Origin of the sequence: Streptomyces sp. M41(2017) (assembly GCF_002078175.1) — a bacterium.
Classification (GTDB): domain Bacteria; phylum Actinomycetota; class Actinomycetes; order Streptomycetales; family Streptomycetaceae; genus Streptomyces.
On record NZ_MWFK01000001.1, the window covers coordinates 1,280,758 to 1,302,066 of the forward strand.

At 73.7% G+C, this 21,309-nt stretch carries 15 protein-coding genes and 1 pseudogene; 5 read left to right on the plus strand and 11 right to left on the minus strand.

Annotation, left to right across the window (positions count from 1 at the left end):
- Positions 1 to 32: 32 nt before the first annotated feature.
- The 6 genes and pseudogenes from manA to B0675_RS05635 form a co-directional block, all read right to left on the minus strand.
- On the minus strand, positions 33 to 1,184 hold the full coding sequence (gene manA / locus B0675_RS05610; protein ID WP_081221604.1) for a mannose-6-phosphate isomerase, class I: 1,152 nt from the start codon (positions 1,182 to 1,184) through the stop codon (positions 33 to 35).
- A 128-nt stretch (positions 1,185 to 1,312) separates the two neighbouring features.
- Positions 1,313 to 2,440 (minus strand): SIS domain-containing protein, encoded by a 1,128-nt coding sequence (locus tag B0675_RS05615; RefSeq protein ID WP_081217644.1) that lies wholly within the window; start codon positions 2,438 to 2,440, stop codon positions 1,313 to 1,315.
- 299 nt (positions 2,441 to 2,739) lie between these two features.
- On the minus strand, positions 2,740 to 2,910 hold the full coding sequence (locus tag B0675_RS05620; protein ID WP_078943765.1) for a Trm112 family protein: 171 nt from the start codon (positions 2,908 to 2,910) through the stop codon (positions 2,740 to 2,742).
- A 192-nt stretch (positions 2,911 to 3,102) separates the two neighbouring features.
- On the minus strand, positions 3,103 to 4,470 hold the full coding sequence (locus B0675_RS05625; RefSeq protein ID WP_081217645.1) for a phosphomannomutase/phosphoglucomutase: 1,368 nt from the start codon (positions 4,468 to 4,470) through the stop codon (positions 3,103 to 3,105).
- A gap of 160 nt (positions 4,471 to 4,630) precedes the next feature.
- Positions 4,631 to 6,246: pseudogene (locus B0675_RS05630) on the minus strand (L-lactate permease).
- A 269-nt stretch (positions 6,247 to 6,515) separates the two neighbouring features.
- Entirely contained in the window at positions 6,516 to 6,986 is a 471-nt protein-coding gene (locus B0675_RS05635) for a DUF3499 domain-containing protein (RefSeq protein WP_081221605.1), read from the minus strand.
- 270 nt (positions 6,987 to 7,256) lie between these two features.
- Here B0675_RS05635 and B0675_RS05640 point away from each other — a divergent pair, with 270 nt between their 5' ends.
- On the plus strand, positions 7,257 to 7,706 hold the full coding sequence (locus B0675_RS05640; RefSeq protein WP_081217646.1) for a metallopeptidase family protein: 450 nt from the start codon (positions 7,257 to 7,259) through the stop codon (positions 7,704 to 7,706).
- 69 nt (positions 7,707 to 7,775) lie between these two features.
- Here B0675_RS05640 and B0675_RS05645 read toward each other — a convergent pair whose 3' ends face one another.
- The 3 genes from B0675_RS05645 to B0675_RS05655 all read right to left on the minus strand — a co-directional run bounded on the left by B0675_RS05645 (position 7,776) and on the right by B0675_RS05655 (position 13,494).
- The gene (locus B0675_RS05645) at positions 7,776 to 9,266 is read right to left on the minus strand and encodes a DUF5719 family protein (protein ID WP_081217647.1); all 1,491 of its coding nucleotides are present in this window, start codon (positions 9,264 to 9,266) and stop codon (positions 7,776 to 7,778) included.
- Positions 9,263 to 12,955, minus strand: a complete 3,693-nt coding sequence (locus B0675_RS05650; RefSeq protein WP_081217648.1) for a glycosyltransferase family 2 protein — start codon at positions 12,953 to 12,955, stop codon at positions 9,263 to 9,265. Before B0675_RS05650 ends, B0675_RS05645 begins: the two co-directional genes overlap by 4 nt.
- 275 nt (positions 12,956 to 13,230) lie before the next feature.
- Positions 13,231 to 13,494: a WhiB family transcriptional regulator gene (locus tag B0675_RS05655; protein ID WP_003975777.1), complete on the minus strand. Its 264-nt coding sequence runs from the start codon at positions 13,492 to 13,494 to the stop codon at positions 13,231 to 13,233.
- 733 nt (positions 13,495 to 14,227) lie between these two features.
- Between B0675_RS05655 and B0675_RS05665 the strand changes: the two genes are divergently transcribed.
- The 4 genes from B0675_RS05665 (at position 14,228) to B0675_RS05680 (ending at position 18,343) form a co-directional block, all read left to right on the plus strand.
- A complete protein-coding gene (locus B0675_RS05665; RefSeq protein WP_081217649.1) occupies positions 14,228 to 14,752 on the plus strand; it encodes a cysteine dioxygenase family protein in 525 nt (174 codons plus the stop codon).
- A gap of 42 nt (positions 14,753 to 14,794) precedes the next feature.
- Positions 14,795 to 15,778 (plus strand): 2-phospho-L-lactate transferase, encoded by a 984-nt coding sequence (gene cofD, locus B0675_RS05670; RefSeq protein WP_081217650.1) that lies wholly within the window; start codon positions 14,795 to 14,797, stop codon positions 15,776 to 15,778.
- On the plus strand, positions 15,775 to 17,139 hold the full coding sequence (locus B0675_RS05675; RefSeq protein ID WP_277624516.1) for a coenzyme F420-0:L-glutamate ligase: 1,365 nt from the start codon (positions 15,775 to 15,777) through the stop codon (positions 17,137 to 17,139). Before cofD ends, B0675_RS05675 begins: the two co-directional genes overlap by 4 nt.
- A gap of 202 nt (positions 17,140 to 17,341) precedes the next feature.
- Positions 17,342 to 18,343: a DNA-3-methyladenine glycosylase gene (locus B0675_RS05680; protein WP_081217651.1), complete on the plus strand. Its 1,002-nt coding sequence runs from the start codon at positions 17,342 to 17,344 to the stop codon at positions 18,341 to 18,343.
- Between the two features lie 315 nt (positions 18,344 to 18,658).
- On the opposite strand, the gene B0675_RS05685 is transcribed toward B0675_RS05680, so the two are convergent.
- Complete coding sequence (locus tag B0675_RS05685; RefSeq protein WP_081217652.1) at positions 18,659 to 19,741, minus strand: NDP-sugar synthase; 1,083 nt, start codon at positions 19,739 to 19,741, stop codon at positions 18,659 to 18,661.
- Positions 19,742 to 19,928: 187 nt separating this feature from the next.
- Positions 19,929 to 21,302 carry a peptidoglycan recognition protein gene (locus B0675_RS05690; protein WP_241539705.1) on the minus strand — a complete coding sequence of 458 codons (1,374 nt, stop codon included), beginning with the start codon at positions 21,300 to 21,302 and terminating at the stop codon, positions 19,929 to 19,931.
- Between the last annotated feature and the right edge of the window lie 7 nt (positions 21,303 to 21,309).

Genomic DNA, 21,309 nt, shown 5'->3' on the forward strand with positions numbered 1-21,309 from the left:
CAGCGGCGCCTCAGGCCTGCGCTGTCGTCCCGTCAGGCCACCACTGTCGCACGGAAGATCGTGCCGGACCCGGACACTTCGGCCTTTTCGCCGGCCGGTACGAACACCGAGTGTCCGGGCGTCAGGTCGATGCCGTCGGCGCGGGCCAAGCCCGCCGTGCACAGCAGGATCTGCGGGGTGTCGCGGGTGAGGTCGCGGGGGGCGGCGCCTTCGGAGAGGGAGTAGCGGGACAGGCGGAACTCGTCGATGGGGGTCGCGTAGAGCTCCTCGCCGTCGGCGGACGCCTCGGGGCGCAGGACGCCGGGGTCGCTCGCCTCGAAGCGGACCACGCGCAGGAGTTCGGGGACGTCGACGTGCTTGGGCGTCAGGCCGCAGCGCAGGACGTTGTCGCTGTTGGCCATGATCTCGACGCCGAGGCCGTTCAGGTACGCGTGCGGGATGCCGGCGCCGAGGAACAGGGCCTCGCCGGGCTGGAGCCGGACGTGGTTCAGGAGCATCGCGGCGATGACCCCGGGGTCGCCCGGGTAGTGGTGGGCGAGATCGGCGTACGGGGCGTGGTCGCCGCCGAGGCGGGCACAGGCGGCCGTGGTCTCGGTGACCGTGCGGGCCATCTCGTCGGGGTCGGCGCCGAGGACGGCCGTGAGGACCTCGCGCAGGGCGGCTTCCTCGGGGTGCGCGCGCAGCAGGTCGACGTACGGCTTGAGGGCGTCGACGTCGAGTGCGGCGAGGAAGTCGGCCGCTTCCCCGGGGGCGCGGAAGCCGCACAGTCCGTCGAACTCGGTGAGGGCGCAGATCAGTTCGGGCTTGTGGTTGGCGTCCTTGTAGTTGCGGTGCGGGGCGTCGATGGGGACGCCCCGGCTCTCCTCGTCCTCGTAGCCCTCGCGGGCCTGTTCGAGGTCGGGGTGGACCTGGAGGGAGAGGGGGGCACCGGCGGCGAGGAGCTTGAGGAGGAACGGCAGGCGGGGGCCGAACTTGGCGACGGCCGCACGGCCGAGTTCCTTCTCCGGGTCCTCGGCGACGACCTCGTCGAGCGGACCGCGCTCCGTGCGCGAGGGTGCGCCCGGGTGGGCGCCCATCCACATCTCCGCCTGCGGCTCGCCGGTCGGTTCCACGCCGAGCAGGTGCGGGATGGCGGTGGTGGAGCCCCAGGCGTAGGGGCGGACGGTGTTGTCGAGGCGGTCCATCGGTGTCTTCTTCTCCATACGTGCGCTGCGCGGCCCGCTCCGTGCGGGGCCGGTGGGGAGGCGTGGCGGCGGGTTCCGGTCGGCGGACCCGGTGGCCGGGGCGCCGGTCGCGGGGCCCCGGCCCCAGGTCAGGCCCCCGAGGCGAGCGCCAGGTAAACGGCGGCGAAATCCGTGGTGGCGATCAGCTCGGCGAGGGTCTCCAGTTCGCCGCCCTCCTCGGGTTCGAGCTCGCTGATCGCGGTGTCGTGGGTGAGGGCGAGTTCGCGGGCGGCTGGGGCGGCGCTGATCCCGCCGATGGGGCGGTCGCGGAGCAGCACCACGCGCGCGTGCAGCGCCTGGGCCTCCTCGACGCGGTCACGGAAGAAGTCGTCGGGGTCGGCGCCCGCGGCGAGGGCTCCGGCGAGGAGCACGCTGTGCGAGGCGAGGGCCTCGGGGAGTTCGGCGGCCAGCGCGGGGCGGCCCGCGAGTTCGGCGAGCGCGGCGGTGAAACGGCGGCCGGCCGGTCCGGCCGAGGTGCCTTCCGTCCAGATGACCGGGAGTGCCTCGGCCAGTTCGACGGCGAGGGTCTTGGCGGGGTTGCTGTACGCGGCGATCGCGGGGCCGCAGCGTTCGGCGACGCGGTCGAGACGGTCGGCGACCTTCTGCAGGGCCTCCGGCGGGGCCGAGACGAGGCCGGTGCGGTCGAGGAGCGCGAGCAGCGGGGTGAGGAGCGCCCACAGGACGCCGGGCGCGGAGGCCGCGATCGGCTCCTCCGGTTCGTACGGGGCGGTCGCCATCGGGACGAAGAGGCCGTGGATTCCCGTCACCCAGCCGGAGAGCGGGGAGCCGGCGGGGGCCACGGCGGCGACGGTGCAGCCGCGCCGGTAGGACTGCTCGATGAGGAGGTCCAGGCCGGGTTCGCTGCCGTCGGGGGTGGCGATCAGCAGCAGGTCGACGGGGCCGGCCCAGCCGGGCAGTTCCCAGCGCAGGGCGCCCGCGGCGGGGGCGACACCCTGGGGGGTGAGCCGTGTGACGGGGCAGCTCGCGCCGGCGAGGGTGCCGAGGAACTCGGCGACGCCGGTGGCGGCCATGCCGGGGCCGGCGATCAGGACGGCGCGGGGGCGGCCGTCCGGCTTGAGCTCGGAGATCCCGGCCTCGGCGGCGTGCCGGACCGCGGTGCGCACCCGGGCGCCGGCCTCGGCCGCGCCGCGGAGCAGGGCCCGCCGGTCGGCCCGGGCGAGTGCGTCGGGGTCGTCGAGCAGCGATTCGTCGAGCATGGGGTCGGGAGCCTCCGATCGCCGGGGCGGCGTCTGCGCGCCGGCCGCCGGTGTCGCGTGCACGGGGTCGCTCGCGTGAGGTGCCGAGCGGCGCTGGGTCGGACCGGGGACCGGCCGGGTGCGGCGCCGGTCGCCGAGCGGGACGGGCGTCGCCGGTGTCCCGTGCGGACGACGGCGACGCTGTCGCCTGTGGTCGCTTGTCGTTGCGTGTCGTCGCCGGTCAGGGGAGCTGCCGGTCGGCCCGCAGGGCGGACCGGGGCGGCGCCGCGGGGGCCTGTCCTGGCGGGCGGCGGTGCGGGTCAGGCGGGGCGGCGGGCCTCGTCGACCAGGAGGACGGGGATGCCGTCGCGGACCGGGTAGGCGAGGCCGCAGTCCGCTCCCGTGCAGATCAGCTCGGTCTCCTGCTCCTTGAGCGGGGCGTGGCAGGCCGGGCAGGCGAGGATCTCCAGGAGGCCGGCTTCGAGCGGCATGGGGTGTCCTTCCGAAACGGTGGATGCGGCCTGGTCAGGGTACCGCTGCGGGAAGCCCGGCGCGGGGGCGCGGGGGCCTGTTCGTCAGGCGCGCGGAGCCGGGCGCGGCAGGGCGTGTCCGGCCGTTCCGGGGTGTACGCGTCCCGGGTCCGCTAGGGCCCGGCGCGCCCGTGGCACGCCGGGCGGGAGGGCTCAGCCGCGGATGATGGCCAGCACCTCGTCGCGGACCTTCGTCATCGTCGTCTCGTCGCGGGCCTCGGCATTGAGGCGGAGGAGGGGTTCGGTGTTGGAGGGGCGGACGTTGAACCAGGCGTCCTCGGTGGTGACCGTCAGGCCGTCGAGTTCGTCGATGGTGACGCCCTCGCGTCCTTCGTAGGCGGCCCGGACGGCGGCGAGGCGGGCGGCCTGGTCGTCGACGGTGGAGTTGATCTCGCCGGAGCCCGCGTAGCGGTCGTACTCCGCGACGAGTCCGGAGAGCGGGCCGTCCTGTCCGCCGAGCGCGGCGAGGACGTGGAGGGCGGCCAGCATGCCCGTGTCGGCGTTCCAGAAGTCGCGGAAGTAGTAGTGGGCGGAGTGCTCGCCGCCGAAGATCGCGCCGGACGTGGCCATCTCGGCCTTGATGAAGGAGTGGCCGACGCGGGTGCGGACCGGGGTGCCGCCGTGCTCGCGGACGACCTCCGGGACCGACCAGGAGGTGATGAGGTTGTGGATGACGGTGCCGCCGCCGTGCTTGGCGAGTTCGCGGGCGGCCACCAGCGCGGTGATCGCGGACGGGGAGACCGGCTCGCCGCGCTCGTCCACGACGAAGCAGCGGTCGGCGTCGCCGTCGAAGGCGATGCCGAGGTCGGCGCCCTCCTCGCGGACCCGCTTCTGGAGGTCCACGATGTTCGCCGGGTCGAGCGGGTTGGCCTCGTGGTTGGGGAAGGTGCCGTCCAGTTCGAAGTACATCGGGACCAGTTCCAGCGGCAGCCCGGCGAAGACGGTCGGGACGGTGTGTCCGCCCATGCCGTTGCCCGCGTCGACGACGACCTTCAGCGGGCGGACGGACGTCAGGTCGACCAGCGAGCGGAGGTAGGCCGCGTAGTCCTCCAGCGTGTCCCGGCTCGTGATCGTGCCGGGCTTGACGTCCGCGGCCGGGGCCGGGGCGCCGGAGTCGAGCCAGGACTCGGCGAGCCGGCGGATCTCGGACAGGCCGGTGTCCTGGCCGACGGGGGCCGCACCCGCCCGGCACATCTTGATGCCGTTGTATTGGGCGGGGTTGTGCGAGGCGGTGAACATGGCGCCGGGGAGGGTGAACGCGCCCGAGGCGTAGTAGAGCTGGTCCGTCGAGCAGAGGCCGATCTCGGTGACGTCGACGCCGCGGGCGGCCGCTCCGCGCGCGAAGGCCCGGGACAGTCCGGGCGAGGAGGGCCGCATGTCGTGCCCGATCACGATGGCGTCGGCTCCGGTCACCTGGACGAACGCGGCACCGAACAGCTCGGCCAGCGGCTCGTCCCACTGGTCCGGGACCACCCCGCGCACGTCGTACGCCTTCACGAGCTGCGACAGATCAGCAGTCACGGGCCAACCCTCCAGAAGTCCACTTCGGTCGGCCCAAACTACCCTTCCGGGCCGACCGGGCGGCGTACCGAGCCACGGTGGAGCACAACCGCGACCTGCGGAACCGGCCCTTCCCGGGCGGGCGCCGACGCATCGGCCCCGGGAGGGGTCGGTGCGCGGCTCAGGGCAGCATCCAGGACAGCACCGGCGAACTCTGTCCGACCACGATGAGACACATCACGAGCAGGAGCCCGAGGCTCCAGGGCAGCACCTTGCGCAGGAGGTCGCCCTCCCGGCCCGCGAGCCCGACCGACGCGCAGGCGATCGTCAGGTTCTGCGGCGAGATCATCTTGCCGAGGACACCGCCCGAACTGTTGGCGGCGGCGAGGAGTTCGGGCGACAGCCCCGACTCCTTCGCGGCGCTCACCTGGAGGGCGCCGAAGAGGGCGTTCGCCGAGGTGTCGGAGCCGGACACGGCCACGCCGAACCAGCCAAGGACGGGTGACAGGAAGGCGAGCCCGGCTCCGGCGGCCGCCACGAACCGGCCGATGGTGGCGGCCTGTCCGGAGAGGTTCATGACGTAGGCCAGCGCCAGCACGGACGTCACGGTGAGGATCGCGAACCTCAACTCGTGGACGGTCGCGAGCCATTCCCGTACCGCCACACGCGCGTGCACCCCGAGCACGACGGCGGTGCACAGTCCGGCGATCAGGACGAGGGTGCCGCCGGTCGCCACGATCGGCCAGGTGAAGACGTTTCCGCCCACCGGCTTGCCGTCCGGGCCGACGACGTCCAGGAAGGGCCAGTCGTACGTCCGGGTGGCCCCCGCGAGCCAGTCCTTCACGACCGGGATCTGCGCGACCGAGAAGACCAGGACGATCAGGGCGTACGGCGCGTAGGCGCGCAGGACTTCGCGGCGCGGGTCCGGCTCGTCGAGGTCCTCGCTGCGGGTGCCGGTGAGGACCGACGCCCGTACGGACTCGGGGCGGGTACGCGCGTGCGCGGCACGGCGACCAGGGCTGCGGCGCCGGCCAAGGAGGCCGCGATGTCGGCGAGTTGCGCGGAGAGGTGGTTGGAGACGGCGAACTGGGCCGCGGCGAAGGCGACTCCGCACACCAGGGCGGGCACCCAGGTCTCCCGGAGTCCGCGCCTGCCGTCGACCAGCCCGACCAGTATCAGGGGGACGACCAGCGCGAGCAGCGGTGTCTGCCGGCCCACCACGGAGGCGACCGAGTCCAGCGGCAGGCCGGTGACTTGGGCGAGCGTCACCACCGGTGTGCCCATCGCGCCGAAGGCGACCGGGGCGGTGTTGGCGACGAGGGCGACGACCGCCGCGCGGACGGGGTCGAAGCCGAGGGCGACCAGCATCACCGAGCAGATCGCGACGGGTGCGCCGAAACCGGCGAGGGCTTCGAGGAGCGCGCCGAAGCAGAACGCCACGACGAGTGCCTGGATGCGCGGATCGTCCGAGAGCCGCCCGAAGGAGCGGCGCAGGATGTCGAAGTGCCGGGTGCGGACGGTCATCCGGTACACCCACAGGGCGTTGACGACGATCCACAGGATGGGGAAGAGGCCGAACGCGGCGCCCTGGGCGGCGCTGGAGAGCGTCTGGCCGACCGGCATGCCGTAGGCGAGGCAGGCGACCAGTCCGGCCGCGAGAAGGCCCGCCAGGCCCGCCAGGTGGGCTTTCATGCGGACACCGCCGAGCAGGACCAGCACGACGACGAGGGGCAGGGCGGCCACGAGGGCAGACAGGCCGAGCGAGTCGGCGACGGGTTCCAGCTCCTGGACGTACACGGGTGCCTCCCCGGGATTCCGTGACGCGAAAGCGGTTTCTCACGGCAGACGGAATCGTCGTGTCCGCGACAACTTCACGTCAATGGGTGTGCGCGGCCCGATGCGATCGACGAGGCCGTGCGCTCGACCGGCACGGCGTCCGGGACGGGTGCCCGGGGTCTCGCGGGGCGGGGTGGACCCGAGGGGCCGTCAGGAGACGTCGACGCCCGGCGCGTGGACAGCGGTGCGGGGCTGTCGGTCCGGCCGCGCGAGGCGGGCCGCGGGGGCGCTCAGTTGTCCGGCGAGCGGAGGACCCGCAGGTGGCCGCGGCGCGCGACCTCCATCGGGTCGGCCGAGCGGGCGCCGCCGCCACCGGCCTCGGCCGTGCGCTGCTGAGGGCGGGCCGCCTCGCGCACCGCGTTCGCCAGCGCCTCCAGGTCGTCACCGCTCGGGCGGGCGGGACCCGAGGAGTCGGCGAGCCGGACGACCTCCCAGCCGCGCGGCGCGGTGAGGCGCTCGGAGTGCTCGGCGCACAGGTCGTAGCAGTGGGGTTCGGCGTAGGTGGCGAGCGGGCCGAGGACCGCGGTCGAGTCGGCGTAGACGTACGTCAGCGTCGCGACGGCGGGACGGCCGCAAGCGGTGCGCGAACAGCGACGTACAGGGCTCACGACGTTGGACGGTACCGCACTCTTGAGCGGGCCGCGACGACTCTCCCCCAGGTCACCCCACCGTGTCGTTCTGTGAGACGGCCCACACCGCATCGCGATCATCACCCCCTGACCTGGGGGGACATCACCGCCGGCAGGACCGAACAGGCCTGTGTCCGATCACCACTTGGTACACATCGGGTCAATTGCCATGTCAGCGACGGTCCTGGAGAGATACGGAATCGAGCCCAACCTTGGCCGGAATGGTCATCGGGCGACATCCGGAACAGAAGCAGGATCACCGGGTGTCGGCCGGGAGGGCGGTGATCCGGCGCAGCGTGGGGCCGGGCGGCCGGGCCGGGCGGGGACTACTCTTCGTCAGTGATGGACAACCCCGTACCGCCTCCCGCCGCACCAGCCGGTCCCCGCCGTCGTGACCGCCATGGCCGCGGCATGCGCGGCCCCGTGGCGCCGCCCCAGGTGCCGCTCGCGGCGAGCCGCGCCGAAGTGTTCGCGGACCTGGTGCAGGACTCCGTGGAGCGGCTGGAGCGGCGCTGGCCGCAGCTCGCCGACATCGACTTCATGGTCCTCGAAGTGCCCCGCCTGGAGGGCTCGGGCGACGGCTGGAACGACGAGGCGGTGCCCCTGGGGGGCACGATCGCCGCACGCGAGGGCCGTCCCGCACGCGTGGTGGTCTACCGCCGGCCGGTCGAGATCCGCACCAAGGGCCGGGACGAGCGCGCGGCCCTGGTGCACGAGATCGTCGTGGAACAGGTCGCGGAGCTGCTGGGGCTGACCCCGGAGACCGTCGATCCCCGGTACGGCGAGGACTGAGCCGAGGACGGGATCGCCCCGGCCGCGTCACCGGCCGGAGATCACCCGTACGCGGTCAGCCTCCCCGGCTCACTTGCCGAGCAGCACCGAGAGGTCCTGGTCCGCCTCCGGTACCGAGACCGTGCCCCGGTCGTCCGGGAGGGTCTGGACGGTGAACGCGGGAACGCCGTCCTGGGTCGTGGCCAGCATCCGGGAGGCGTAGACCGGGCCTCCGGAGACCGGCTCGACGGTGAGGGCGTAGGTGCCCTTGAGGCCGCTCGGGACCGGCGCCTCGACGTTCTGCGTGGTGCCGGCCTTGATGGTGAACGTCTTCGAGACCGCGGTGCCGCCGCCGCTGCCCGCGGAAGCGGTGACCTTGACCGTGGCCCCCTTGCCCGGGGCGGTGACCGCGAGGGTGGACCCCTTGGCGCTGTTGTCCGCCGCCGTCGCACGCGTGCCGACGGGAGCGGTGGCCGGGATGAACGCGGTCTCCTGCCGGTCGCCCTTGCCGCGCACCACCCGCAGGGCGGCGACCACCGGAACGGAGGCGTCGCTGGGCGTGAGCACCAGGGAGCCGGCCTCGCCGCGGGTGACGTCCCCGAGGTCGACGGCGGAGGTCATGCCGGCCTTCACGTGCAGCGTCTCGTGGCCCGCCGGGGTGATCAGGCCCGAGGGCGAGGCGAGGCGGACCTTCAGGTCGGCGTCCGTTTCGCCGGGCGCGAAGGCGACCAGGCGCACGGAGGTCGCGTCCTTGGGGATGCCCGGCAGGACGAGGCTGCCGGCCGGGTCGGCGGAGGCGGCCAGCCAGTCGCCGCCGATCTTGTCGTCCAGCGCCTGCACGGCGGCACCGACACGGCCGCTGCGGACCGTCACGTGCACCGTGAGGTTGGTCTGCGGGTCGCCGGTCAGTGTGTTCAGCAGGATCGGCTCGCCGGCGTGCGGCTGGACCGTGATCCCGTCGGCCACCGTGGACTTGAGGGTGCCGTCCTTGCCGTACAGGTCGATGTCGACGACGGCCGCGGAGTCGTCCGGGTTGGTCAAGTGCACATAGTCGGTGCGGTCGTCGGCCGTGCTCGCGCCCGGGAACCAGAACTCGGTGTCCGGAGCGGTGCAGTTGGTGCCGAGCAGGCCGCGTCCGGTGCCCACGGCGACGTCGGTGGTCTCCTGGACCGTCCAGCCGGGCGCGAACCTGCCCTCCGCGGTGCCGACGAGCGCGGGCGCCTGGGAGCCCGAGGCGTCACCGGTCGCGGGCTTGCCCGGCTCCTTGACCCGCACGACGGGCTCGGTCGCCTTGCCGCCGCTCTTCTTGCCGCCGTCCGACTCCTCGGTGGCCGCCGTCAGTTCGGCCTTGCCGCCCGCGCCCGCGCCGTCCGCGACGGGGGTGAACGACGTGTACGCGGTGTCGGCGATGTCGGAGGTGCTCGGCTGCGGGCAGAGCAGGCTGGTGCGCTCCACGGGCAGTCGCGCGGCCGCCCGTGCCGTGTCGTCCCCGGAGGCGTCCGGGGACTGGAGCGTGGCGAATCCGGTGACGGCGGCGAGCGCGGTCGCGCCGGCGATCAGGGACAGGGTGGTGCGGTTCACTGCTGGCTCCCGTCGGGGCGCTCACTGTCGGTGCCGTGCGGCGGGGGCTGCGTGGGGTCGTACGCCGGGTCGTAGCCCTGCTCGCCCGTGCCGTAGCCCTGGCCCTGGGCGTCGTACGGCCGGCCGTTCGCGTCGTAGCCCTGGCCGTACGCCGGGTCGTAGGGCGTGCCGCCGTAGGCGTACGGGTCGTACTGGCCGCCCTGGTAGGGGTCCGCCTGGTACGGCTGCTGGTAGCCGCCGGTCGCGTACTCACCGGTGCCGTCGTACTGCTCGGCGCCGTACGTGCCGTACTCGGCGCCCGCGTAGCTCGGAGTGTCCCACTCGCCGTAGGTCTGCTGGTGCGGGACGGCGCCGGCCGGGACTTCCTCGTCCACGGCGGTGACGCCGTCGAGGTCCTCGTCGGATCCTTCGGCCTCCGCCTCCGCCTGGGCGCGCAGACGGCGGGCGCGGCGGCCGTCCCCCGTGGTGTCCTGGGCGGGCACGGCCCGCTCCTCGGGGAGGTCGTCGTCGACGTCGCGGCGGCGGCCCGGCAGGGCGAGCACCACGAGGACGAGGGCGAGCGCGCCCTGCGCCCACAGCCAGGCGATGTGGCTCAGCGGGGCGTCGAAGGTGACGTCCAGCCGGCCGCCGCCCGTGGGCAGTTCGAAGCCCTGGGCCCAGCCGTCGACCGTGGTGCGGGTGAGGGGCTTGCCGTCCAGGGTGGCCGTCCAGCCCGGGTCGGCGCTGTCGGCGAGCCGCAGGACGCGGCCGTCGGCGCCGGTCGGGACGGTGGTGTGCACCTCGACCGGTCCGGCGGCGATGGACTGGGGTTCACCGGAGGCGGGGACGATCGCGGCGCGCGAGACCTGCCGGTTGACACGCCACAGGGCGCTGCCGTCCTGCTGGCTGAGCCGGGTCAGACCGGGCGTGGCGTCCAGGACGCGGCTCACCTCGCGGGGCGCGCCCTTGCGGACCAGGACGTACCGCACGGCGAAGCCGCCGAGTTCGTCGGCCTGGTCGGCGCCGGAGCCCGCCACGAGGTTGGCGACGACCTTGTCGAGCTTCTTGTTCTCGCCGCCCGCCGAGGCCAGTTCGGCGTCGCCGAGGCGGGCGCCGGAGCCGCGGACGAGCGTATAGCGGACCTGGGCGGCCGAGCGGCTGTCGAGAACGAGGGTGCGGGCCTGGTCTCGGGTGCCGCTCTCCTCGGCGACGAACGCGGGCACCTGCACCGGGTCGCGGCGCTCCACGGGTCCGTCGGCGCCGCCGATGATCCATCCGGCGGCGATGAGCAGGGGTCCCGCGGCGCAGGCGAAGGCGATGAGCGCGGCGACCGGCTGACGCCAGCCGAAGCTCTGCTCGGCCACCCGCGCGCGGGCTCCGTCGGCTCCGACGGCCGCGGCGGAGAGCAGCGCGAGGCCGTAGACGAGGGTGGCGGGGCCGGCCCAGGTGGAGCTGTTGGACAGGACCGCGAGGACGAGCGCCACCAGGGCGACGACCCAGGCGGTCCTGATCCCCGCCTGACGGTCGGTGCGCAGCAGGGCAGCGAGCGCGGCGAGCACGACACCGAAGAGCATCAGGCCGCTGACCGTGCCCGGGCCGCCGGGGCTCGCGCCGAGCAGATCGAGCGCGGAGGCCGCGCTCGCTCCGTACTCCAGGCCGGCCTCCTTGAAGAAACCGAACGGCAGCAGCGTGAGCGACCAGGGGGCGAGGACCAGGAGCGGGGTGCCGAACTGGGCGAGGAACCGCGGTCCGTACGCGGACAGTTCCCTGCGGCGCACCGCGAGGAGCGCGAGGCCGAGGATCAGCGCGAGGGGCCACACGATCGGGGTGAACGCCGTGGTGAACGTCAGCAGCAGGGCGTAGGCCCAGGTGGCGCGCCAGCTGCCGCGCGCTCCCGAGGAGTGCGCGAGGCCGCTCGCCGCGACGCCCGCGCGCGCGAGGAGCGGCAGCAGGATCGCGAGGACGGCCGTGCCGATGCGGCCGCCCGCCAGCGCGCCGGTGGCGGCGGGCAGGAAGGCGTAGGCGACGGAGGCCCAGGCGCGCAGCAGGCGGGACTCGACCAGCGGGCGCGAGGCGAAGTAGGCGGCGAAACCGGCGAGCGGCACGGACGCCACGAGGAGCACGGTGACCGCGAGTCCGGTCGAGCCGAGGAGGAGGGAGGCCAGCAGCGCGACGAGCGCGAGGTAGGGCGGGGCGGCCTGGGTGTCGCCCGCGCCGACCGGATGCCAGCCGTCGGCATAGCGGGCCCAGAGATCGGAGGCGTCCGACGGTGCGGGCAGCAGCGCGCCGCCCGCGAGGGCTCCGCCGCCGAGCAGGGCGCGGCAGGCGAGGAGCGAGACGAACAGGAGGACCAGGAAGACCATCGGGCCGGGGTTGCGCGCGATGCGCTTGAGCCGGGCGAACTGCTCGATCTCCAGGAAGTCGCCGTCGTCGCCGCCGGGTCCGGACTCGACGGCGCCGCCGTGCCGGCCGGCGCCCGTGGTCAGTTCGGCGTCGGAGCGGCCCACCAGGTTGCCGGCGACCTGCTCGACGGTGGCCCGCACGGTCGCGCCGGGCGGCGGGAACAGCGGGCGCAGTTCGCCCTTGTCGACCTGGGGGCGGCCGCGCCTGCGGCGGCCGGCGATGATCCGCTCCGGACGCAGCAGGGTGCCGAGCAGGCCGCGGATCTCGTCGACGGCCTGGCCGGGGACCTTGCCCACGAGGTAGGCGACGGTGCGCAGCAGGGTGCCGAGGACCAGGCGGACCAGGATCCAGGGGAGCTGCGCCGTGCGGGCGTTGACGAGGAGGGTGTAGACGGCGCCCGCCTTGTCGACCTTGTGCGGGGACGCGGAGGTGCGGCCCACGCAGTCGACGGTGCGGCGCTCGCGGGAGGCGGCCTCGGCGTGCCGTACGACCGCTTCCGGGGCGACGAGGACGCGGTGGCCGGCGGCCTGGGCGCGCCAGCACAGGTCGACGTCGTCGCGCATCAGGGGCAGTCGGCGGTCGAAGCCGCCGAGCTCCTCGAAGACGTCGCGGCGGACGAGCATGCCGGCGGTGGAGACGGAGAGGACCGGGTGGACGTGGTCGTGCTGTCCCTGGTCCTGCTCGCGGCGGTCGAGTCCGGTCCAGCGGCGGCCGGAGTTGGCGATGGTGACGCCGACCTCGAGGAGCTGGCGGCGGTCGTACCAGCCGCGGAGCTTGGGGCCGACGACGGCGACCTCGTGGCCCAGCTCGCGTTCGTTCTCCACGACGCGCAGCAGGTGGGCGAGGGCGTCGGGTTCCGGGGCGCTGTCGTCGTGCAGCAGCCAGAGCCACTGCTCGGGCTCGCCGTACGGGAGGTCCGGCATGTCGTAGGCGTCGTCGCGCCAGCTGCGGGTGACGGGGTCCCAGCCGCTCGGCCGCTTCAGGTAGGGCAGGTCGTCCGGGGTCAGCAGACCGGCGGTGCGGGTCGCCTCCTCGACGGCCTGGCCGAATCCCGTGCGGCGGGCGAGGTGCAGGACGTGGTCGGCACCGAGGGCGTCGGTGAGCAGCTGGGCGGAGTCGTCCGCGCTGCCGGTGTCGGCCGCCACCGCGTTCTGCACGGGGCGCTCCTGGCCGAGCAGCCCGGCGAGCGCTTCGGGGAGCCAGCGGGCGCCGTCGTGGGAGACGAGCACCGCGGTCACGACGTGGCGCGGGAACTCAGGTGCGGCAGCTGCGTCGTGACGGGCTGCCGAATGGCTGTGCACGGACATCGAGGTACGGGCCCCGGTTCGATGGACTGCGGTGGACGTCTGTGTCCGGCGGGGACAGCGGGACGTCTCGGACGAGGGCCCACACTAACGGCTGGGCAGGACGACGGCCCGCCGCCTGTGGATAACCCACGTGCGACGGGCCGTTCGTTACGTGAGCGTGTGTGCCGATTGGTCGGCGGCTCCCACGCGTGCGTGCGGCTGTTTTCCGTCCGCATTTCCGTGCGACTGTTTTCGGACAGCGTCCTTCTTCGTGCGCGTGCCCGTCAGGCGGTCGTTCAGACGGCGGCCTTCTTGAGACGGCGCCGCTCCCGCTCCGACAGACCGCCCCAGATGCCGAACCGCTCGTCGTTGGCGAGCGCGTATTCGAGGCACTCGGAGCGGACCTCACAGGCGAGGCAGACCTTCTTGGCCTCGCGGGTGGAGCCGCCCTTCTCGGGGAAGAAGGACTCGGGGTCGGTCTGGGCGCACAGCGCGCGCTCCTGCCAGCCGAGTTCCTCGTCCGCGTCGTCGACCAGCAGTTGCTGCACCAGCTCGGTCATGTGCGCCCCTCGTCTGTCTTTCGCGTCCCCGTGATGCTGCCGTTACCGATTTCGGCTGAACGACACGAGTGAAATTACAAGTGTGCCGATCCGGGCCAGTCAAGCCGAGATCTGCTATTGGGCCCCTTATTCACTCTGCGGAACCAAGGCTATGCGGAAAGTGTTCAAATCGGCATAAACCCTGACAGCCCAAGGGGTCCGACCGGACGTCCACTCCCGTTACGGGGGAAGACGGCCAGGAGTTCGATCGCGTTCCGACGCCGACCTCGAAGCGAACCTGATCACATGGGGATCACGGGCTCGCGCTGAGGTTTGTGCGCCCGGTTGTGCGCCATGTGTCCGGGGAGGCGGGTGAACAAACCTTTCGCCTGCCAGATGAACCGGATGAGGTGAAACATCCCCCACATAACGGACATGAAGTTGACAGTAGGGGTGTGAACCGGTGACCTTATGGGCATGCTCGCGAACTTGGCATCCACCTCGACCCGCACCGCCGGGTCCCACGGTGCTGCCCACGTCCGCTGCAGCTGTTGTTGCTGTTCCAGCTGTTGAGCCCTACCGCGCTCCGGCTGCCTCGCCGCCACTGAGGCGAAACTCCCGCCCCCTCCGGGCGACCGCCCGCACCAGGGCACTCCCCTCCCGCCCGCCACCCGGGCGTGAACCCCCGCTCGCGACCCGGGCGGAAACGGCCAGCGACACCCCAGCACTCTTCTGCCGAGGAACCACCGCACCCATGAACAGCGACAGCGACCTCCAGATCGCCGGCGACATCCTCGAAGTACCGCACCTGCTCCAGCCGCCGCGCGAACACCCCGTCACCGTGGCCGACTTCGTCGGCATGGCGCGCTCCATCGCCGCCGACCGCTCCCAGTGGGAGCACCTCGTCGAGTACGACGCCACCTCACGCTGGTACCACCGGCTGCGCACCGGCCCCGGCTACGAGGTCTGGCTGCTGTCCTGGGTGCCCGGCCAGGGCAGCGGACTGCACGACCACGGCGGCTCCTCCGGCGTACTGACCGTCCTCGACGGCGCGCTGACCGAGCGCACGGAGCGCGGCACACGCGCCCTGGGCTCCGGCGCGCAGCGGGTGTTCGCGCCCGGCTACGCCCACGAGGTCGTCAACGACTCGCTCGAAGGGGCCGTGAGTCTGCACGTCTACTACCCGGGTCTCACGGAGATGCCGATGCACGCGGCGCGTTGCGCGGTCGCCGGGAGCGTGGAGCCGGACGGCGTGCCCGCGGGGGCCGAGGTCGCGTGACCGGCTGACACGCCGTCGCCGCCGCCTGCAAGACTGAACCCCATGCGCATTGTGGTTCTGGCAGGCGGTATCGGTGGTGCACGGTTCCTGCGTGGTCTCCAGCGGGCCGTCCCGGACGCGGACATCACGGTCATCGGCAACACCGGCGACGACATCCACCTCTTCGGGCTGAAGGTCTGCCCGGACCTCGACACGGTGATGTACACGCTCGGCGGCGGCATCAACGAGGAGCAGGGCTGGGGCCGTGCCGAGGAGACCTTCCATCTGAAGGAGGAGCTCGCGGCGTACGGGGTCGGACCGGAGTGGTTCGGGCTCGGCGACCGCGACTTCGCGACGCACATCGTGCGCACGCAGATGCTCGGCGCGGGCTATCCGCTCAGCGCCGTCACCGAGGCGCTCTGCGACCGGTGGAAGCCGGGCGTGCGGCTCATCCCCATGTCGGACGACCGCGTCGAGACGCACGTCGCCGTCACGCTGCCGGACGGCGACGCGGCCGACGGCGCCGGCGAGCGCAAGGTGATCCACTTCCAGGAGTACTGGGTGCGCCTGCGGGCCTCCGTGCCCGCCGAGGCGATCGTGCCGGTGGGTGCCGAGCAGGCCAAACCGGCCCCCGGGGTCCTGGAGGCCATCGGCGAGGCCGACGTCATCCTCTTCCCGCCGTCCAACCCCGTCGTCTCCGTCGGCACCATCCTCGCCGTGCCCGGCATCCGCGAGGCGATCGCCGAGGCGGGCGTGCCCGTGGTCGGCCTCTCCCCCATCGTCGGCGACGCGCCCGTGCGCGGCATGGCCGACAAGGTGCTCGCCGCCGTCGGCGTCGAGTCCACCGCCGCCGCCGTCGCCGAGCACTACGGCTCGGGACTGCTGGACGGCTGGCTCGTCGACACCGTGGACGCCTCCGTGGTGGAGCGCGTCGAGAGCGCCGGCATCCGCTGCCGGGCCGTCCCGCTGATGATGACCGACCTCGACGCGACGACGCGGATGGCCCGCGAGGCGCTCGCCCTGGCGGAGGAGGTACGGACTCCGTGACCACCGGCAACCATGCGGCGGACACGCCGTGGCCCTCGGACCGGGAGGAGCCGGCGGAGCGGGTAGGGCCCGGTTACCGGGTCTGGGCGCCGACCGGACTGCCCGAGGTGCGGCCGGGCGACGACCTCGCGAAACTCATCGCGGCCGCCGGGCCCGGTCTGGCCGACGGGGACGTGCTCCTCGTCACCTCCAAGATCGTCTCCAAGGCGGAGGGCCGGATCGTGGAGGCCGTGGACCGCGAGGCGGCCATCGACGCCGAGACCGTCCGGGTCGTGGCGCGCCGCGGCGCGCTCCGGATCGTCGAGAACCGGCAGGGGCTCGTGATGGCCGCCGCCGGGGTCGACGCCTCCAACACGCCCGCCGGGACCGTGCTCCTGCTGCCCGAGGACCCCGACGCGTCCGCGCGGGCGATCCGCGACGGGCTGCGGGACACCCTCGGAGTCGACGTCGGCGTCGTCGTCACGGACACGTTCGGGCGCCCTTGGCGCACCGGGCTCACCGACGTCGCCATCGGCGCGGCGGGCGTGAAGGTGCTCGACGACCTGCGCGGCGGCACCGACGCCCACGGCAACCCGCTCAGCGCGACCGTCGTCGCGACGGCCGACGAACTCGCCGCCGCCGGTGACCTCGTCAAGGGCAAGGCCTCCGGGCTCCCCGTCGCCGTCGTGCGCGGACTCGCGCACCTGGTGGCGGAGGACGACGGCGAGGGGGCACGGGCCATCGTCCGGGGCGCCCGCGACGACATGTTCCGGCTCGGCACCTCGGAGGCCGTACGGGAAGCGGTCACCCAGCGGCGCACGGTCCGGGCCTTCACGGACGAACCCGTCGACCCCGGTGCCGTGCGCCGGGCGGTCGCCGCGGCCGTGACCGCCCCGGCGCCGCACCACACCACTCCCTGGCGGTTCGTGCTCCTGGAGTCGCAGGAGTCACGGACACGGCTGCTCGACGCCATGCGGGACGCCTGGCGCGCCGACCTGCGGGCCGACGGGAAGAGCGAGGAGTCCGTCGCCAAGCGGGTCCGCCGCGGCGACGTGCTGCGCAACGCGCCGTATCTGGTGGTGCCGTGCCTGGTCATGGACGGCTCCCACACCTACGGCGACGCCCGGCGGGACGGCGCCGAGCGCGAGATGTTCGTGGTCGCCACGGGCGCGGGCGTGCAGAACTTCCTGGTCGCCCTGGCCGGGGAACGGCTCGGCTCCGCCTGGGTGTCGTCGACGATGTTCTGCCGAGACGTCGTCCGCGCGGCGCTGGACCTGCCGGCGAACTGGGACCCGATGGGCGCGGTGGCCGTGGGCCACGCGGCGGAGGAACCCCGGGACCGTCCGGCACGGGACGCGGAGGCGTTCGTCGAGGTGCGGTGAGGAGGGTCGCGGGGCGGACCGCCCGGGGCCCGGTCAGGCCCCGTGGACCGCACCGCACCGCACCGCGGCCGGCCGGGCCGTGGACCGTGCGGTGACGGGGCTTCGCGGAGGGGCAGGTCGGACGGCGCCGCGAACGGTGCGTCTTCGGCCGGGCGAGCGCCTACCCTCGTAGGGCACCCCGAGCACCCCTAGGACCTCATCCGTGGCTGGACGTTTCGCTCCCCGGCCGACGCGTACGACCGTGCGCGGCGGACATGTCGTGGTGCCCGGCGGAGTGCCGCGGCAGGCCGCCCAACCCGCCCGCGTCCGTACCTGGGACCCCGAGGGGCCGCTCGACCTCGGGCTGGTGCTCGGCCCGCTCCGCCGCGGCCCCGGCGATCCGACGTTCCGTACGACACCCGACGGCTCGGTGTGGCGGGTCTGCCGCACGCCCGCCGGGCCCGGCACCCTGCGCGTGACGCTGCGGGACGGAACGGCCCGGGGCGAGGCCTGGGGACCCGGCGCCGACTGGCTGCTCGACCGGCTCCCCGAACTGCTCGGCGCGGCCGACGACCCCGACGCCTTCGAACCCCGGCACCGCCTCCTCGCGGTCACCCGGCACCGGCGCCCGGGACTGCGGCTGCTGCGGACCGGGCTCGTCATGGAGTCGCTGATCCCGTCCGTCCTGGAGCAGAAGGTCACCACCGACGAGGCGTACCGGGCGTGGCGGCTGCTCGTGCGGAAGTTCGGCGAGCCCGCGCCGGGGCCCGCGCCCGAGCGCATGTACGTCATGCCGGCGCCCCGGACCTGGGCGCTGATCCCCTCCTGGGAGTGGCACCGCGCCGGTGTCGACGACAAGCGGGCGTCCACCGTCCTGCGGGCCGTACGGGTCGCTCCCCGGCTGGAGGAGGCCGTGCGGCTCGATCCCGTGCGGGCGCGGGAGCGGCTGGAGCTGGTGTCCGGGATCGGGCCTTGGACCTCCGCGGAGGTCGTGCAGCGCAGTCACGGTGCGGCCGATTCCGTGACCGTGGGGGATCTTCATCTCCCCGGGATCGTGGGGTACGCGCTCGCGGGGGACCGGGACGCGGACGACGCGATGATGCTGGAATTGCTGGAGCCCTATGCCGGGCAGCGGCATCGGGCGGCTCGGCTGATCCTGTTGTCGGGGCGGACGCCTGCGCGGCGCGTGCCCAAGATGCCCCGGGGTGACATCGGGAAGCTCTAGGCGGGGCTCGCCTTCGGCTTCGTCCGCCCGGCTTCCCCGGTGTCCCGGGTTCCGCCCACCTTCCTCTTGCCTCCCGTGGGCCGGGGTTCCCTGCATGCCTCGAGCACAGCGGGATGTCGCCCCCTCCGCCCCTGCCCGTCCCGTACCCGGGGCTCCGCCCCGGACCCCGCTCCTCAAACGCCGGAGGGGCTGGATTTTTCCTCCCGAGAGGCTCGAACAGTGACCGCCGGAGGGGCTGGATTTTCCCGCCGGAGAGGCTCGAACAGTGACGGCCGGAGGGGCTGGTGGGCCCCTCCGGGCGGTGTGGTCGGTCTGCTACTGGTCCGACGAGAAGCGGAGTGCTCCCGCGGGGATGTGGGCGTCGCACCAGATGCGGACTCCGTCGCGGAGTTCGTTGTCGGGGCCGACGGTCGCGCCGTCGCCGATGACCGCGCCCGTGAGGATCGTGCGTTCGCCGATGCGGGCGGCGAGGCCGACGAGGGAGTCGGTGACGACCGCGCCGGGCTCGACGACCGCTCCGGCGAGGATCGTGCTGCCGGAGATCCGGGCGCCCTCACCGATCCGGGCGCCCTCGCAGACGACCGTGCCGCCGGTGAGCTTGGCGTCGGGCGCGACCGTGGCCGTGGGCAGGACCAGACGGTCGCCGCAGCGGCCGGGGACCGCAGGGGAGGGCGCGCGGCCGAGGACGAGGTCGGCGGAGCCGCGGACGAAGGCCTGCGGGGTGCCCAGGTCCAGCCAGTACGTGGAGTCCACCATGCCCTGGAGGTGGGCGCCGGTGGCCAGGAGCTCCGGGAAGGTCTCGCGCTCGACGGAGACGGGACGGCCCTCGGGGATGGTGTCGATGACCGAGCGGCGGAAGACGTACGCCCCCGCGTTGATCTGGTCGGTGACGATCTCCTCGGGTGTCTGCGGCTTCTCGAGGAACGCGGTGACGCGGCCGGTGGAGTCCGTGGGGACGAGCCCGAACGCGCGCGGGTCCTCGACCCGGGTGAGGTGCAGGGACACGTCCGCGCCGGTCGTCTCGTGGGTCGAGACCAGGGCCGGGATGTCCAGCCCGGTGAGGATGTCGCCGTTGAAGATCAGGACGGGTTCGTCGGGGCCGGAGTGGAGCCGGGACGCCACGTTGCGGATGGCGCCGCCGGTGCCGAGCGGCTCCTCCTCGGTGACGTACTCGAGGTGGAGGCCCAGCGAGGAGCCGTCGCCGAAGTACGGCTCGAAGACCTCGGCGAGGTAGGACGTCGCCAGCACGATGTGCTCGACGCCCGCCGCGCGGGCCCGCGCCAGCTGGTGCGTCAGGAAGGGGACTCCGGCCGCGGGCACCATCGGCTTGGGCGTGTGCACCGTGAGGGGGCGCAGCCGGGTGCCTCTGCCGCCGACCAGGAGGATCGCTTCTGTCACCTGTCGTCTCTGCTTCCTGCCGGGACCGGCCGAACTGTGTTCCGGCCGGCCAGTGTATGCAGACTGTTCGATGGCGCCTTCGATGGCCGTGCGGTCTCCGTCGAGGGGCCGTGCTCGTGACGTCAGGTGATCCCCGCCCGGCCCCGGCCGGCCGGGCGGTGCCGGCGGTGCCGGTTCCGGGCCCTGCCTACCGGCCCTGGTAGCGGGCCGCCGTCTTGCGTGCCGAGCCGAGCTTGCCGTAGAGCAGCCGTCCGGGGCACTCCGTGGCGAACCCGTCCCGATGGCCGGAGATCACATTCAGTCGTACGTTCTTTCCCTTTCGGTAGAGATTGCCACCGCCCGACTTCAGGTATGTCTTGCCACGCGGATTGCCACCGTAGAGGCCCAGCTTCCATGCGGTCAGACGGGCGATGGCCTTGAGGGACGCGTCGGTCGGCTTCGTGTTCTGGAAGGTGCCGAGGACGGCGATCCCCATGCTGTTGCTGTTGAATCCGAGGGTGTGGGCCCCGAGGACCGCCTTGGCGACGCCCCCGGCCCGGCCTTCGTAGATGTTTCCGCACTTGTCGACGAGGAAGTTGTAGCCGATGTCACGCCAGCCGCTGCTCACCACGTGGTAGCGGTAGATACTGCGGATGACCGAAGGCACCTGGGAGCAGCTGTAGTTGTTGCCCGACGCGGTGTGGTGCACGAAGGCCGCCTCGACCTTCTTCGTGTAGACGAAGCCGCGCTCGCGCAGCTTCTCGTTCGCGCCCCAGCCCTTGCGGGTGATGATGCGCGGGCGTGCGCCGATGTACGGCTTCACGCGCTGTACGGCGGAGTCCGCGGAGAGGTACTCGCGCTCCGTCTCCGCCTGGGTGAGCGCGCCGATCTCGGTGTCCCCGGCAGCCGGAACCCCGTCCGAGGCGCCCGCGCGTACGCTTCCGGCGCGCGTGGCGGGGTGCGCGCCCCCGGCCCGGCCCGCCGCGCGCGCGTCCGCGCGTCCCGGGGGTCCGCCGGGGTCGATCAGTTCGAGGTGCAGGCCTCTGGGGAGCGGGGTGTCCGGGGCCGCGCCCGCGCGCTCGCCCCCCGCTTCGTCCCCGGGTGTCGTCCGGGGTGTCCGGTCCGCGTCGACGCGGACCTCGATGCCGTCCGAGGCGCCGACCCAGAGCGGGGCGGTGGCGCCGCGCACACGCCGTGAGGCGCCCTCGGCGGTGTCGGGGTCGGCGCCGTGCTCGTGGTTGTGGGTGTCGACCGCCTGCCAGCCCGACCAGTGGCCGGTGCCGGCGGCCCGGGTGCGGACCTGGACACGGCCGCGCAGCTCACTGCCCGGATCGTCCCAGATGACGCCGACCAGGGAGAAGGGCCGGGCGTCCCGGCGGCCGAGGCCCTGTTCGGGTGCGGCGGCCCCGAGGGCGCGGTCGCCGGAGAGGGGGACGAGGGGCAGGGACTGGGTGCTGCCGGGGACGGAGGTCTCGGACGTCAGCGCCGACGGCCCGGCCTGTGCCGGGGCGGGCAGGGCGAGCGGAAGGGCGAGAGCGGCCGCGCAGGTGACGCCGACCGAGGAAGCAAGGAATCCACGCATGCCCCTG

Excerpts from the sequence above, each read along its gene's own strand:
- B0675_RS05655 (WP_003975777.1), bottom strand. The coding sequence starts at position 13,494 with ATGACCGAGCTGGTGCAGCAACTGCTGGTCGACGACGCGGACGAGGAA.
- manA (WP_081221604.1), bottom strand. The coding sequence starts at position 1,184 with ATGGACCGCCTCGACAACACCGTCCGCCCCTACGCCTGGGGCTCCACC.
- B0675_RS05640 (WP_081217646.1), top strand. The coding sequence starts at position 7,257 with ATGGACAACCCCGTACCGCCTCCCGCCGCACCAGCCGGTCCCCGCCGT.
- B0675_RS05650 (WP_081217648.1), bottom strand. The coding sequence starts at position 12,955 with ATGTCCGTGCACAGCCATTCGGCAGCCCGTCACGACGCAGCTGCCGCA.
- B0675_RS05615 (WP_081217644.1), bottom strand. The coding sequence starts at position 2,440 with ATGCTCGACGAATCGCTGCTCGACGACCCCGACGCACTCGCCCGGGCC.
- B0675_RS05690 (WP_241539705.1), bottom strand. The coding sequence starts at position 21,302 with ATGCGTGGATTCCTTGCTTCCTCGGTCGGCGTCACCTGCGCGGCCGCT.
- B0675_RS05620 (WP_078943765.1), bottom strand. The coding sequence starts at position 2,910 with ATGCCGCTCGAAGCCGGCCTCCTGGAGATCCTCGCCTGCCCGGCCTGC.
- cofD (WP_081217650.1), top strand. The coding sequence starts at position 14,795 with ATGCGCATTGTGGTTCTGGCAGGCGGTATCGGTGGTGCACGGTTCCTG.
- B0675_RS05665 (WP_081217649.1), top strand. The coding sequence starts at position 14,228 with ATGAACAGCGACAGCGACCTCCAGATCGCCGGCGACATCCTCGAAGTA.
- B0675_RS05635 (WP_081221605.1), bottom strand. The coding sequence starts at position 6,986 with ATGCGGTGTGGGCCGTCTCACAGAACGACACGGTGGGGTGACCTGGGG.